The sequence below is a fragment of the Mycobacterium sp. OAS707 genome (assembly GCF_014873705.1).
In the GTDB taxonomy this organism is placed as follows: Bacteria; Actinomycetota; Actinomycetes; order Mycobacteriales; family Mycobacteriaceae; genus Mycobacterium.
In genome coordinates, this window is sequence record NZ_JADBDS010000006.1 from 373,731 (window position 1) to 387,961 (window position 14,231).

10 protein-coding genes are annotated in these 14,231 nt (G+C 66.0%); 7 read left to right on the top strand and 3 right to left on the bottom strand.

What is annotated here, in order from left to right:
* Window positions 1–10 precede the first annotated feature (10 nt).
* Window positions 11–1,186: an AI-2E family transporter gene (locus GGC64_RS33130; RefSeq protein ID WP_192726836.1), complete on the top strand. Its 1,176-nt coding sequence runs from the start codon at window positions 11–13 to the stop codon at window positions 1,184–1,186.
* Here the strand turns inward: GGC64_RS33130 and GGC64_RS33135 are convergent.
* Both GGC64_RS33135 and GGC64_RS33140 read right to left on the bottom strand, forming a co-directional pair.
* Window positions 1,167–1,994 (bottom strand): dienelactone hydrolase family protein, encoded by an 828-nt coding sequence (locus GGC64_RS33135; RefSeq protein ID WP_192726837.1) that lies wholly within the window; start codon window positions 1,992–1,994, stop codon window positions 1,167–1,169. The genes GGC64_RS33130 and GGC64_RS33135 overlap by 20 nt on opposite strands.
* 8 nt (window positions 1,995–2,002) lie before the next feature.
* On the bottom strand, window positions 2,003–2,659 hold the full coding sequence (locus tag GGC64_RS33140) for a DUF4245 domain-containing protein (RefSeq protein ID WP_192726838.1): 657 nt from the start codon (window positions 2,657–2,659) through the stop codon (window positions 2,003–2,005).
* Between the two features lie 38 nt (window positions 2,660–2,697).
* Between GGC64_RS33140 and glpX the strand changes: the two genes are divergently transcribed.
* The 6 genes from glpX (at window position 2,698) to GGC64_RS33170 (ending at window position 13,070) form a co-directional block, all read left to right on the top strand.
* The gene (gene glpX, locus GGC64_RS33145; RefSeq protein WP_225952762.1) at window positions 2,698–3,744 is read left to right on the top strand and encodes a class II fructose-bisphosphatase; all 1,047 of its coding nucleotides are present in this window, start codon (window positions 2,698–2,700) and stop codon (window positions 3,742–3,744) included.
* 23 nt (window positions 3,745–3,767) lie between these two features.
* Complete coding sequence (locus GGC64_RS33150; protein WP_192726840.1) at window positions 3,768–5,192, top strand: class II fumarate hydratase; 1,425 nt, start codon at window positions 3,768–3,770, stop codon at window positions 5,190–5,192.
* 53 nt (window positions 5,193–5,245) lie between these two features.
* Window positions 5,246–7,990, top strand: coding sequence for an AAA family ATPase (locus GGC64_RS33155; RefSeq protein WP_192726841.1), 2,745 nt, complete (start codon window positions 5,246–5,248; stop codon window positions 7,988–7,990).
* 97 nt (window positions 7,991–8,087) lie between these two features.
* A complete protein-coding gene (locus GGC64_RS33160) occupies window positions 8,088–10,874 on the top strand; it encodes a LuxR family transcriptional regulator (protein ID WP_192726842.1) in 2,787 nt (928 codons plus the stop codon).
* Window positions 10,875–10,937: 63 nt separating this feature from the next.
* On the top strand, window positions 10,938–11,147 hold the full coding sequence (locus GGC64_RS33165; protein WP_192726843.1) for a hypothetical protein: 210 nt from the start codon (window positions 10,938–10,940) through the stop codon (window positions 11,145–11,147).
* 93 nt (window positions 11,148–11,240) lie between these two features.
* On the top strand, window positions 11,241–13,070 hold the full coding sequence (locus tag GGC64_RS33170) for a hypothetical protein (protein WP_192726844.1): 1,830 nt from the start codon (window positions 11,241–11,243) through the stop codon (window positions 13,068–13,070).
* On the opposite strand, the gene GGC64_RS33175 is transcribed toward GGC64_RS33170, so the two are convergent.
* Window positions 13,003–14,220 carry a cation:proton antiporter gene (locus GGC64_RS33175; protein ID WP_192726845.1) on the bottom strand — a complete coding sequence of 406 codons (1,218 nt, stop codon included), beginning with the start codon at window positions 14,218–14,220 and terminating at the stop codon, window positions 13,003–13,005. The two genes, GGC64_RS33170 and GGC64_RS33175, sit on opposite strands and share 68 nt — an antisense overlap.
* Between the last annotated feature and the right edge of the window lie 11 nt (window positions 14,221–14,231).

The following is a 14,231-nucleotide window of genomic DNA, read 5'->3' on the forward strand; positions in this document are numbered from 1 at the left end:
CGTCACGGCCATGGACACCGAGTTCACGCTGACACAAAGGCGTGCACTGGCCGTTGCGACCGTGATCGCGCTGCTGTTCGGCGCCTACTTCCTGCGCGGCTACTTCATTCTGATCGTCGTCGCGGCCGTCGCCGCCTACCTGTTCACGCCGTTGTTCGACCGGCTCAACAAGCGCTTCGGCACCGGCTTGTCGGCGACGCTGACCTTGTTGGCGGCGATCGCGTCGGTGGTGGTGCCCATGGGGCTGTTCGTGATGCTCGCCGTCGTGCAGATCACGAACATGGTCGAACGGGTGGCGGAGTGGGTGGGCCGCACCGACCTGTCGACCCTCGGCGATCAGGCGCTGCGCTTCGTCAACGACGTGCTGGACAAGGTGCCGTTCATCAATGTCGACGTCACGCCCGACTCGCTGCGGGGGTCGATGGCGACCGCGGCGCAGAAGGCCGGTGAGTGGCTGCTGGGTCTGCTGCAGGGTGCGGCAGGCAGCGTGTTCGGCGGTGTGACGGCGGCGATCCTGTTTCTCTACGTGTTCTTGTCGCTGTTGACCAACCGCGACAAGGTGCTCATGCTGATCCGTCGACTCAACCCGCTCGGCGAGGAGATCACCGACCTCTACATGTCGAAGATGGGCGCGATGGTGAAGGGCACCGTGATGGGCCAGTTCGTCATCGCCATCTGTCAGGGCGTCGCAGGCGCGGCCTCCATTTACATCGCAGGCTTCCACCAAGGCTTCTTCCTTTTCGCGGTGCTGCTGTCGGCGCTATCGGTGATACCGCTCGGCAGCGGCATTGTGACGATCCCGTTCGGAATCGGAATGATCTTGTTCGGCAACGTATTCGGCGGTGCCTTCGTGATCCTCTTCCATCTCATCGTGGTGACGAACATCGACAACTTCTTGCGACCGATCCTGGTGCCGCGGACCGCGCGCCTCGACTCGGCGCTGATGCTGCTCGCGGTGTTCTCCGGCATCGCCATGTTCGGCGCGTGGGGCATCGTGATCGGCCCGGTGTTGATGATCGTCATCGTCACCACGATCAGCGTCTACCTCGCCGTGTACAAGGGCGTACCGATGGATGACCCCGATGAGGACGAAAAACCAAAGCAGCGAAGGCTTCCCGGCTGGTTCGCGCGCCTCGGCAAGGCCAAGGCGCCGGTGCAGACGCCCGCTAAGCCAGTCGCTCCTTGAGGAATTGGACGACCCGCTTACGCGCCTCGTAGGCCGGATGCAGGTCGACCTCGCGGACCTCCAGCGTCAACACCGAGTGGGCCATCTTGCCGAAACCGTGCTCGTTGCCCTTCTTGGAATCGATCTCGATAACCTCGAACGCATCGCCGAGCCGATCTTTCAACGTCTTGAAGCGCGCGCCCGGCGAAAGCGGGTCTTCGCTGAAACGCAGGCCCAGTGCGCACAATCCGTCGTTGGCCGCCCGCTGCTCGATGACCTTCAACTCGGCCTCGGACAAGCCTGGGTCGCGTCGATGTTTGGCCGTCAACCCGATCGGCAGCGACGGCTGGCTCAAAACGGGTGCCAGCACGCTGTCGTCGACGGCGGCCGCGAGCGCGAAACCGCCGCTCCAGCACTGGCCGATCACGCCGACCCCCTTACCCGGCGTCTTCTCGTTCAGATCGCGGGCCAACGCACGCAGGTAGTGCGCGACCGGACGGTCAGCGTTGGTGGCGAACGCCGCGAATTCCTTTGCCACACAACCGCGCAGCATCACCGGCACCGCACCGGGGCGGACACCAGGGGCGCCGGGCGTGCCGTACAGCGACGGCGACGCGACGGTGAATCCGTTGTCCACCAAGTGATTACCCAGTGCCAGTACTCCTGGATGAATACCGGGCATCTCGGGAATCAACACCACGCCGGGGCCTTCGCCTTTGCGGTAGACGTCATAGGTGAAACCGGCAGCCGAGAACGGCGAGGCGGTCCAACCGGTCAAGTCGGCTTCCGGGGCCGCCTGGCCGGCGACATTGGGGTCCGGCGCGGTCATCGATTCTCCTATTTGGCGGGCAGTGGCGACTGGGTCTGCGTCGCCGCAGCCAGCGTACGGTACTCGCCGGTACCCGCGGCGCCCGTTATGGCGATCTGCGCCGGGCCGCCCTGACCGTTCAGCCGGGTGGTCCACACCGGCTCAGCCCGCTTGCCGTCCTGGCCGGACCCCTCGGCGCCCTCGTACACCACCCACTTCACGCCGTCGACGTCCTGTGCCCCGGTCGGATAAACGTCGGTGTTCAGTGAGGCGATCAGCTTGTCCTCATCGGCGTTGCTCTGCGTCAAGCTGAGGTACATCCCGCTCGGGGTCAGGTATCCCACGGTGGAGCTGACGGCACGGACCTGCTGGCGCGAGACCGGGTCGGTGCGACCGCCGTCGATACCTTTGCGGCTGCCGGAGTTGGCGTGCCAGCCGTCGGGCAGCTTCGGTACCCGGATCGGGATCTTCAGGGCCTCGGCGTCGGCCTGGAGCGCGGCGGGAGCGTCGTAGTTGGGCGCCGGACCTTTGCCGGGCCCGTTCGGCGCAAACGAGCACATGCCGAGCACGCCCGCCAGCACGATGCACGCGATCACCAGGGGTGCGATGGACCAGAACATGTCCCGGCCGTCCTGCAGGATCCGGGGCTTTGGGGGCTTGGGGGCCGGTAGTGGCTCCATCGTCATGGCCGCCAGTATCCCAGCTGCCAAACTCCGACCTGGCAATGGGAGAATCTGCACCCATGAGCCCCGCGCGCGGTGAAGCCCCTGATCGCAACCTCGCCCTCGAACTCGTGCGAGTCACCGAGGCCGGCGCCATGGCCGCAGGCCGCTGGGTAGGCCGCGGCGACAAGGAAGGCGGCGACGGCGCTGCCGTCGACGCCATGCGTGAGCTCGTCAACTCGGTGTCCATGCGCGGTGTCGTGGTGATCGGCGAGGGTGAGAAGGACAACGCTCCGATGCTGTACAACGGCGAGGACGTCGGCAACGGCGACGGTCCCGAATGCGACTTCGCCGTCGACCCGATCGACGGAACGACGTTGATGGCCAAGGGCCTTTCCAACGCGATCTCGGTGCTCGCGGTGTCCGAGCGCGGCACCATGTACGACCCGTCGGCGGTGTTCTACATGAACAAGATCGCCGTCGGACCCGATGCCGTCGATGCCATCGACATCACCGCCCCGATCGGCGAGAACATCCGCAAGGTGGCCAAGGCCAAGAACGTGTCGGTGTCCGACCTGACCGTGTGCATTCTGGACCGGCCACGGCACGAGCAGTTGATCGCCGACGTGCGCGCCGCGGGCGCCAGGTGCCGGCTGATCTCCGACGGTGACGTCGCGGGCGCAATCTCGGCGTGCCGGCCCAACACCAGCACCGACCTGCTCGTCGGAATCGGCGGCACGCCCGAGGGCATCATCGCCGCTGCCGCGATCCGCTGCATGGGCGGCGCCATCCAGGGCCAGTTGGCGCCCAAGGACGACGACGAACGCCAGAAGGCCCTCGACCGCGGCTACGACCTTGACCAGGTGCTGTTCACCGAAGACCTGGTCTCAGGGGACAACGTCTTCTTCTGCGCCACCGGTGTCACCGACGGTGACCTGCTCAAGGGCGTGCACTACTACGGCGGTGGCTGCACCACGCAGTCGATCGTGATGCGGTCGAAGTCGGGCACCGTGCGGATGATCGAGGCCTACCACCGGCTGTCCAAGCTCAACGAATACTCCGCCATCGACTTCACCGGCGACAGCAGCGCCGTCTATCCGCTCCCGTAACCACCAGACCGAAAAGGATCCACATGAGCATCGACTCGTCCCCCAAGGAAGATGTCGAGTACCGCATCGAGCACGACACCATGGGCGAGGTCCGGGTGCCTGTCAGCGCGCTGTGGCGCGCGCAGACCCAGCGGGCGGTGGAGAACTTCCCGATCTCGGGACGCGGCCTGGAGCGCACGCAGATCCGCGCGCTCGGACTGCTCAAAGGCGCTTGCGCGCAAGTGAACAAGGATCTCGGGCTGCTGGCTGCCGAGAAGGCCGACGCGATCATCGCGGCGGCGGGTGAGATCGCTGACGGCCTGCATGACGACCAGTTCCCGATCGACGTGTTCCAAACCGGTTCGGGCACCAGCTCCAACATGAACACCAACGAGGTGATCGCAGGCATCGCCGCGCAGAACGGCGTAACCGTGCATCCCAACGACGACGTCAACATGTCGCAGTCGTCCAACGACACCTTCCCGACCGCTACCCACATCGCGGCGACGGAAGCAGCTGTGCGCCATCTGATTCCGGCGCTCGAGGTGTTGCACGAATCGCTGGCGGGCAAGGCTCGGCAATGGCGCACGACGGTGAAGTCGGGTCGCACGCACCTGATGGATGCCGTGCCCGTGACGCTGGGCCAGGAGTTCTCCGGCTACGCGCGGCAGGTCGAAGCCGGCATAGAGAGGGTCAAGGCCACCCTGCCGCGACTGGGCGAACTTGCCATCGGCGGAACGGCTGTCGGCACCGGCCTGAATGCCCCCGACGATTTCGACCAGCGTGTGGTCGCCGTGTTGACCGACCAGACGGGTATTGCTGAATTGCGGGTCGCCGCAAACCATTTCGAGGCCCAGGCCGCGCGCGACGGGCTGGTCGAGGCGTCCGGGGCGCTGCGCACCATCGCAGTGTCGCTGACCAAGATCGCCAACGACATCCGGTGGATGGGCTCAGGACCGCTGACTGGTCTTGGCGAAATCCAGCTGCCAGACCTGCAGCCAGGCAGCTCGATCATGCCGGGCAAGGTCAATCCTGTTATCCCCGAAGCGGTTACGCAGGTCGCAGCTCAGGTGATCGGCAACGACGCGGCGATCGTGTGGGGTGGAGGCAACGGCGCGTTCGAGCTGAACGTTTACATCCCGATGATGGCCCGCAACGTGCTGGAGTCGTTCAAGATTCTGGCCAACGTCTCAAAGCTGTTCGCCGAGCGCTGCATCGACGGGCTGGTCGCCAACGAGGAGCGGCTGCGTGAACTCGCCGAATCCTCACCATCGATCGTGACGCCGCTGAACTCCGCGATCGGCTACGAGGAAGCCGCCGCGGTCGCCAAGCAGGCGCTCAAGGAGAAGAAGACCATCCGCCAGACGGTGATCGACCGTGGTCTGATCGGCGACAAGCTGTCGGAAGAGGAACTCGACAAACGCCTGGATGTGTTGGCGATGGCGAAGGTAAACGACGGCGACGCCTAGCAAGCGAGGCAATCGGGTACCGACCGCGGGTGTTAACTGACATCCTTGCGGCAATGACCACGGGCATGGCCAGTCGCCCCGCCGAGCAACAGGCTCTCGGTGAGTTCCTGACCGTCGCGGCGCAAGAGCCGGCGGCGCTGTTGCTCGACGGTGAAGCAGGGATAGGCAAGACCACCCTCTTGCATGCCTGCCTGGCGCGGGCGCGCGCCCTCGGGTTTGTGGTGCTCTCCGCGCGCGCGGTCGATGCGGAGTCTGTTCTGGCGTATGGGTCGCTGGCCGACCTGTTGGCCGATGTCGATGCGAGCATCTGGGCGGACCTGCCGGCTCCTCAGCGCATCGCGATCGACCGGATGTTGGTGCGTGAACAAGCGGCCGAAGCAACCACCGACAAGCGGGCCGTAGCCGCCGCGTTCCTTTCGGTCATCGATCGCCTGACCGACAGCGCACCGGTGTTGGTGGCGATCGACGACCTGCAGTGGCTCGACCCGTCGTCCGCCAACGTCATCGCATACGCGGCGCGTCGGCTGTCTGGCCCGGTGGGGTTGCTTGCCACCGTCCGCACCGAACCCGACAACGGCGGCGCAACCGCGTGGTTGCATCTTCCCCGTCCTGATGCCGTCCACCGGATCACTGTGCAGCCGTTGCCGTCTCGGGCGCTGGAGACCATCATCAAAGACGAGCTGGGCCGAACGATACCGCGCCCAGTCATGGCCCGCATCCACCAGATGTCGGCCGGAAACCCGTTCTATGCCATCGAATTGGCCCGCGCATTCGTAGCGAAGGCCGGCGAGACGCTGCCGAGCACGCTGGCCGAGTTGGTGCGGGTAAGGATAGGCGGCCTGGACTCCGCGGCACAGGAGGTGCTACTCGCTGCCGCATGCCTGGCCACGCCGACAGTCGAGGTGGTCGGCGAGGCGGTGGGCGTCGACCAAAATCGGCTGATCGAGCTCGTGGAAACGTCGGAACGCCACGGCATCATCGCCATCGAAGGAAACCGGATCAGGTTCACCCATCCCCTGCTGGCCAGTGGCGTATACGCCGATGCCTCATCGACGCAGCGTCGATCGATGCATCGTCGCCTCGCCGGGATCGTCGACGAATTGGAGCTGCGCGCACGGCATTTGGCATTGGGCTCGACAACGGGTGACACCGAGACCTTCGCCGCGCTGGACGATGCGGCGGCTTCGGCGCATGCACGTGGCGCACCCGCGGCGGCCGCCGAGCTACTCGAGCTGGCCATCGGTCTCGGCGGCGATACACCCGAACGTCGAATCAAACTGGCCATCAACACATTTGACGCCGGTGAACCCGCGCGAGCACGAGTGTTGCTCGAGAAGGTCATTGCGGACGTGCCTGCCGGACCGCTTCGAGCAGAGGCCCGGTATGCGTTGGCCGTCGTCCGGTTCATCGACGACGGCTACCTCGAGGCGTCGGCGTTACTGCAGCGCGCGCTGGACGAAGACAATCCCGGTGTGCCGCTTCAGGTTCGCATGTCGACCACGTTGGCATACGCGCTGTATATGACCGGGGCGCCGGATACCGCGTGGCAGTGTGCCGAAAAAGCCGTGGTGCTCGCCGAACGCCTCGGGCACCCCGGCCTCCTCAGCGAGGCCCTCGGGGCACGGGCGACCATTCGCTTCTTCGTCGGCGGTGGCATAGACGACGAAAGCCTACGGCGAGCGCTGGAGCTGGAGGACCACAACTCGTTCACCCCGATCATGCTTCGGCCCAGCGTCGAACACGCGCTGATTCTGGCCTGCATCGGCGAACTCGATGCGTCGTATGACCGCATGCAGGCCATCGAGCGACGCTGCACCGACAGGGGTGAAGAAGGCGAGCTGATCTTCGTTGACTTCTACGTCGTGGTGAATCGGATCTGGCGGGGAGATCTCGGTGAAGCCAGGCGACTGGCCGACGACGTGAGGGAACTGGCCAGACAACTCGACGCCGAGTTCCCGGCCATGTTGAGCCTCGTGTTGCAGGCATGGCTCGCCGTATACGGCGGCTCTGAAGACGAAGCCCGGCAGGCCGTCGTGGACGCGATCGACGCCAGTAAACGCAGTGGCACCGCGTGGCACGAGGGATGGGCGCTCACGGCCCTCGGATTCCTCGAAGTTTCACTCGGCAACTACGGCGCCGCGGTGGACGCACTGCAGCCGTTGCTGTCCGCGTACGTACCGGACTCCACCGAGATCAACGCGGCGTCGTTCATGCCGGACGCGGTGCAGGCGTTGACCGCCACCGGCCGAGCGGATGAGGCCGAACCGCTTGTCGAGGCGCTCGAGCGCAACGGACGCAGGCTCGACCGTGCCTGGATGCGGGCGGTCGGCGCCCGCGGGCGCGCGATGGTGCAGGCCGCCCGCGGTGACACCGACGCCGCCGTGCAGAGCGCGCGAGCGGCGCTGGTTGAGCACGACCGGCTGCCGATGCCGTTCGAGCGGGCGCGCACCCAGTTGCTGCTCGGCCAGTTGCTGCGCAGAGAACGCGCCGAGGCGACGGCCGTGTTGCGGGAGGCATTGGCCGTGTTCGAGGAACTCGGCACCCCGCTGTGGGCCGACCGTGCGCGCGCGGAGCTTGCCGGCACCCGGCCGCGCGTCAGGACGGCCCAGGAAGGCCTGACTCCGGCCGAGCAACGCGTCGCCGAACTGGCGGCGTCGGGGATGACGAACCGCGATGTGGCGGCCATGCTTTTCATCAGCGCGAAGACCGTCGAGGCCACGCTGGCGCGGGTGTACCGCAAGCTGGGTATCCGGTCGCGCGCAGAGCTCGGCAGGCACATGGATACGATCGGGCAGTAGCGGGTAACCATACTGGCGCGAATGTTGCCGGAACGTATGTTCCACCTAGTTGATTAGAAAAGTAGACCAATTTGCCGTTAGCTGGAATTGTTTAGCTGTGCCAGGACCAGACGTGCAGAGCCGCCCGACGGAGGGCCGGGTGATCAACCGGTTCCTGTCGTCTGCGACGGCCGAGCCGTCGGCATTGCTGATCGAAGGCGAGCCGGGAATCGGCAAGACCACGCTGTGGCTCGAGACCGTCGAGTTGGCGCGCGACTCCGGGTTCCGGGTGCTGTCGGCGCGCGCGGCCGCAGCCGAATCTGTGCTGGCCTACGCGGCCCTTGCCGACTTGCTGGACGGCGTGCCCGCCTCGGCATGGGCCGACCTGCCCGACCCCCAGCGATATGCGGTCGCCCAGGTGCTGATGCGGGCCGAGGACGGGACCGCCACCGATCAACGCGCAGTCGCCGCGGCCTTCTTGTCGGTGCTCGGATACCTGGCCGACGACGGCGCGCTGCTGCTGGCCATCGACGACATGCAATGGATCGACCCGTCCAGCATGCACGTCGTGGCTTTCGCGGCGCGCCGGCTCACCGGGCCCGTCGGGATCCTCGGCAGCGTGCGCACCAACGGTGACGGCAGCGGCGCCGCCTGGCTGCAGATGCCGCGGCCGGACGCAGTGAACCGAGTTCGGTTGCATCCCTTGGGTATCCAAGATTTGCATCAGGCGGTTTCGGCGCGGCTGCGTCGGCCGTTCTCACGTCCGACGATGGGCCGGATTCACCAGCTGTCCGGCGGAAACCCTTTCTACGCAATCGAATTGGCGCGGGCAATCGCCGAACGCAGCCCCGGCGTCGACACGTCGCTGCCCCGCACGCTGGCCGATGCCGTGCGCACGAGGCTGTCCGGCCTCGACTCCGACGTCCACGATGCGCTGCTCGCGGCATCGTGCATGGCGTCGCCGACCGTGGAGTTGGTTTCGCGCGCGACGATCGGCGATGAGGACCGGTTGATCGAATTGCTCGAGGACGCCGAAACCAAAGGCATCATCGCCATCGACGGCAACAGGATCCACTTCGCCCACCCCCTGCTGGCAAGAGGTGTATACACCGAAGCCGCGCCCGGCCTGCGGCGAACGATGCATCGGAGGCTCGCTGACATCGTCGACGAGCCCGAGTTGCGGGCACGGCATCTGGCGTTGGCAGCCACCAGCGGCGACCAGGTCACGTTGCGAGCGCTCGACACGGCCGCGGAGTCCGCGCGCGTCCGCGGCGCGCCCGCCGCAGCCGCCGAGTTGATGGACCTGGCGATCGGCCTCGGCGGCGACACCGCCGAACGTCGACTCCGTTCCGCGCTACACCATTTCGATGCAGGCGACCACGAACGCGCGCGCACCATTCTCGAAGAGACGGTCGAGCGACTGGAGCCGGGCGACCTACGCGCAGAGGCATTGAACCGGCTCGCCGTGGTGCGACTGTATGCGGACGGATTCCTCGAGGCCGCGGCCCTCCTGCAGCGCGCCGTCAGTGAGCTGCACCCGGACAGCCAGCTACGCGTGCAGATACTGATCACGTTGGCCTACGCCCGGCTTCAAGCCGGCCAGCTCGATGAGAGCGTACAGATCGCCGAAGAGGCGGTGACCCAGGCAGAACACCTCGACCAGTCGCATCTGCTCGGACTTGCGCTCGGTATGCGGGTGATCCAGCGGTTCCTCGGCGGCGGCGGGTTCGACGAAGAACAGCTGCGTCGGGCAACGGAGCTCGAAGATCCGAAGATCTTCACACCCTTGGTGTTTCGGCCTTCGGTCCAGCGGGCCCTGCTGCTCGAATGGACGGGCAGGCTCGACGAAGCTCACCAAGTGCTCGAGGGTGTTCGTCGTCGTTGCCTTGAGACAGGTGAAGAGGGCGAGTTGATCTTCATCTCCCAGCACGTGGTGCTGGGCAGCATCTGGCGGGGCGAGTTCGTCGAAGCCGAGTTGGTGGCCGAGGACGCCATGGAGCGCGCCCGCCAGTTGGGTGGCGACACCCCGATGTTCCTTGCGTACAGCCTCCGCACGAAGCTGGCGACATATGCCGGCCGTGAGGACGACGCGAGGAAGGCAGCCGCGCAGGCCCTGCAGAGCGGCAAGCGCACAGGAGCAGTTCGGTTGACGGACAGGGTTGTTGCGGCGCTCGGCTTCCTCGACCTCTCGCTTGGCCGTTACGAGGAGGCGCTGGCAACGCTGGGGCCATTGCTCGCGAAGTTCGACCCGGCATCGACACCCACCGAGCTTCCCAACGCCGCTTTCCTGGTCGACGCCATCGAGGCGCTGATCCAGGTGGGCCGCGGGGCCGAGGCGCAGCCACTGATCGAAGCGCTCGAGCGCAACGGGAACCGGCACGACCGGGCGTGGATGCTGGCGTCGGGCGCGCGCGGCAGAAGTATGCTGCTGGCCGCAGGCGGTGACCTCGACGCGGCGAGCGCGGCAGCCGCGTCCGCGATGACGCAACACGACCGGTTGCCGATGCCGTTCGAGCGTGGCCGAACGTTGTTGCTGCTCGGTCAATTACAGCGGCGGCAACGCAGGAAGGAAGCCGCTTCGGCGAGCCTGACCGAGGCTCTGGACATCTTCGAGCGGCTGCACATCCCGCTGTGGGCCGACCGTGCCCGCGCCGAGCTTGCCCGCGCGAACGTGGGCCCAAGGCAGAGCGGGCAGCTCACCCCGTCCGAACGACGGGTCGCCGAGCTCGCCGCGTCGGGAATGAAGAACCGCGATGTTGCGACTGCCCTGTTCATCAGCCCGAAGACTGTCGAGGCGAACCTGGCGAGGATCTACCGCAAGCTGGGCATCAAGTCGCGTGCTGAACTCGGCCGCCACATGGGCAAGTCCCGACCCGGTAGAAGTAGGGAAACACCCTATTTCTGAATGCCCTTGGGCAAATTACCGTCGACTCCGGCCCGCGATGGATCTCAGTCAGCAGGAGGAACGGTGACGGTAACCCTGGACCCGGCGACCCGGAGCCCGGCAACCTTGGTGACCACCGCGACAAGTCAGCCGGCGTTGCGCACCGGCTTCGCGCTGCTCGGCCTGATCTCGCTGCTGGACCTGCCCAAGGCGGACCGTGCGGATCGGGTGGTCGCGCTCGGCGGTGCGGCGGCAGCGGGCTGGTTCCTGGTGCGGGGCAGCAGGCGCCGCTAGCCCCCCGTTGACTGCGCCGGGCCCGCGGCCCGGTGCGCAATGCGGTCACTTCTTGCGGTTTCAAACGATATGGTCGCTGTTCGGGGAGGCGACATGACATCGGATATTCGACCGCGACCGCGACCAAACAGCGACGTCGAACTCGGGTTCACCCGGCGCAAGGCGGTGCGTTGGTTCAGCCCGCCCACGTTGGCGCGAGCGGCCGCCAAGGTCGTGCTGTCGGCGGCCTTCGGTGACTATCTCGACAAGCGGGAAATGGAAAGCACGCTGAAGGCCCGCGTGCTGACGGCGGGCGCCGGTTCGGACGACGTGTGGATCGACTTCATCGCCGACACCGCAGACGGATTCGATCAAACGTATTCCGTTGCGTGGTGCGCCTCGCAGTCCGAAATTGCGCCGATCGGTCTCGACCGCGAGTTGCCCCGCGCGCAGCTCGTCGTCTTCGGCGGCGACGAAGTGTATCCGTATGCCACCCCCAAGGAATACGAAGACAGGTTCAGCGGGCCATACCTTGCCGCTCTGCCGTGGACGGAGCCCGACGAGTCACGCCCGCACGAGAAGCATCCGCGGATGCTGGCCATCCCGGGCAACCACGACTGGTACGACGGCCTCACCGGGTTCATGCGGCTGTTCGCGCAGGCCAATTGGATAGGTGGCCGTGAGCTCGAGCAGACCCGTAGTTACTTCGCCGTCGACTTGCCGGGCCCATTTTGGCTGTGGGGCATCGACATTCAGAGCGACAACTATGTGGATGCGGCACAGATCGAGTACTTCCACACCGCCGCAACGCGGATGGCCGCAGGCGATGCGCTGATCCTGTGCACGGCCAAACCCAGCTGGACCGAAGTCGGCAATTCAAAGGATGCCTATCGCAATCTCGCGTTCGTCGAACGGACGATGGTGCCTCGGTATGTCAGGACCGTTCTCATGCTGTCCGGCGACAAGCACCACTACGCGCGCTATGAGGCGGTCGAAGACGTCGGCGCAAAAGGCCCGCGAATGAGGATCACCGCCGGCGGTGGCGGCGCATTCCTGTCGACCACGCAGAAGCTCGATGACATCTTGAGCGTGCCGAGACCGAAAGCCGACAACGATCCGGCGACCGACGAAACGGAACGATTCAAGCTCGAGAGCCGCTACCCCACCGCCCCCCAGTCGCGCAGGCTCAACGGTCGCATTTTCCTACTGGGACTGCGCAATCCGTCGTTCATGGTCATCCCCGCGATGTTGTACATACTGCTGTTCTTTGCCACCGTCTCCAGACTGGCAAGCCAGGACAACGGCGGGGAGATACGTGTCGACCCACAGCCGTGGAAGTTTCACGACATTCTGGCCAGCCAGGTGGGCCTGGCGCCACTCACCCTGATCCTCGGTGTCGCGGCACTGTTGTCGGCCTTCTGTATCGTCCCCAAACGCGTGCCCGTATGGCCCTCGCGCTTTTTGCGGGGCTTCGCCGGACTGGCTCAGACCGCATGCCATGTCGTGGCACAGGCAACGATCACGTGGCTGTGCGTTCAGTATTTCTCGCCGCTGACGAGTTGGCGCCTGCTGCTGTGCATGGTGCTGGTCGGGTTGGTCGGCAGCGTTGTCGGCTCGCTCATCTTCGCGACGTTTTTGTTCCTGTGGTTCACCCTGTTCGGTTGGAACAGCACAGAAGCCTTCTCCTCGTTCCGCTACTCGGGCTACAAGAACTTTCTGCGCATCCATGTGACAACGACCGCCATCACCGTCTATCCGATCGGGATCGACAAGGTGTGCAAGAAGTGGGAGTACGACGCCGGAAACGCGTCGCCCGAGGCGTCCTGGCTGAAGCCGTCCAGCGGCATCATCGAAACACGGCTCATCGAACCGGAATTCACGATTCTGGCGTCGCGGTCTCCGGCGGCCGGGCAGGCCACAGCCGAATCCCGAACGGTGCAGTGAGGCTGTGCAACACCAGGCTGACCGTGACTGTGACCACGACCGCCTGAGTGATCATCGCGGTCTGCTGGATCTCGCCTCGCTGGATCATCAACAAACCGAGCACCAGGGTGCCGATCCCGCGCGGCCCGAACCATCCGATGAACAGCCTGCTGCGGCCGGGGAGGTCGGTGCCGAGCAGCGCAACGGACACCGCGATCATTCGCACCGCGAACAGCGCGCCGACGGCGAAAACCACCACCCGCCAATCGGCGTCGCGCCATCCCACGAACACCGCGTAGCTGCCGAACATCGCGAACACCATCAGCTCCAGCAGTTGTCCGGCAGCGTCGGTCACTTGTGACGGCAACTGCGCGTCTGCCCGGCGCGCCATCATGGAGTACGCCAAACCACCGGCGAAGGCCGCGACGAATCCGCTGCCGTGCAATCGCTCTCCGACTTCGAAGCAGACCAATGCCAGTGCGAGGGTGGCCAACTGGGCCCAGACGTCGCTCATCCAGCCGCGCTCCCGCGACCTCATGATCACCCAACCACCGAGCACGCCGATGCCGAGGCCGACGCCGATCGAGACCACCTCGGTGCGAATGGCGAACCAACCCCACCGACCGGGGTCCGGGTCGTTCTGCTCGGAGGCCAGCGCCAATGCGGCCAGCATCGCCGCGAGCGCGAGGCCGTCGTAGCAACCGCTCTCAACCGACAGCGCGTGGCGGACGCGTTCCGGGATGCGACGGTTGTCGAGCAGCGCGTCGATCAGCGCCACCTCCGTCGGCGCGACGATGGCCGCCAGACACACCGCCTCCCACAACGGCATCACCGGCATGACCCACAGGGCGAGGGCGGTGCCGAGGACCATGGTCAGGGGGAAGCCGAAGAGAAGCAACCGAAACGTCACGTGGCCGCGACGCACCACGGACGGCAGGTCGAGCATCGCGGCCTGGTTGAACAGGATGACGGTCAGCGCCAACTGGGCCAGGACGGTGAAACCGGCGGTGTCGGGGCCGACCTCGATGACGCCGAACCCGAACGGGCCCAACACCATTCCGGACGCGACGAAGATCAGCGCAGGAGCGATGTACCACCGCTTGACCAGACCCGAGACAACCGCGTAGCAGAGCACCAGGATGGTGAGCACGAACGCTGTGTCGGTGCGCACCCTGTCCCCTA

Excerpts from the sequence above, each read along its gene's own strand:
- GGC64_RS33155 (WP_192726841.1), top strand. The coding sequence starts at position 5,246 with ATGACCACGGGCATGGCCAGTCGCCCCGCCGAGCAACAGGCTCTCGGT.
- glpX (WP_225952762.1), top strand. The coding sequence starts at position 2,698 with ATGGGAGAATCTGCACCCATGAGCCCCGCGCGCGGTGAAGCCCCTGAT.
- GGC64_RS33140 (WP_192726838.1), bottom strand. The coding sequence starts at position 2,659 with ATGACGATGGAGCCACTACCGGCCCCCAAGCCCCCAAAGCCCCGGATC.
- GGC64_RS33135 (WP_192726837.1), bottom strand. The coding sequence starts at position 1,994 with ATGACCGCGCCGGACCCCAATGTCGCCGGCCAGGCGGCCCCGGAAGCC.
- GGC64_RS33150 (WP_192726840.1), top strand. The coding sequence starts at position 3,768 with ATGAGCATCGACTCGTCCCCCAAGGAAGATGTCGAGTACCGCATCGAG.
- GGC64_RS33170 (WP_192726844.1), top strand. The coding sequence starts at position 11,241 with ATGACATCGGATATTCGACCGCGACCGCGACCAAACAGCGACGTCGAA.
- GGC64_RS33130 (WP_192726836.1), top strand. The coding sequence starts at position 11 with ATGGACACCGAGTTCACGCTGACACAAAGGCGTGCACTGGCCGTTGCG.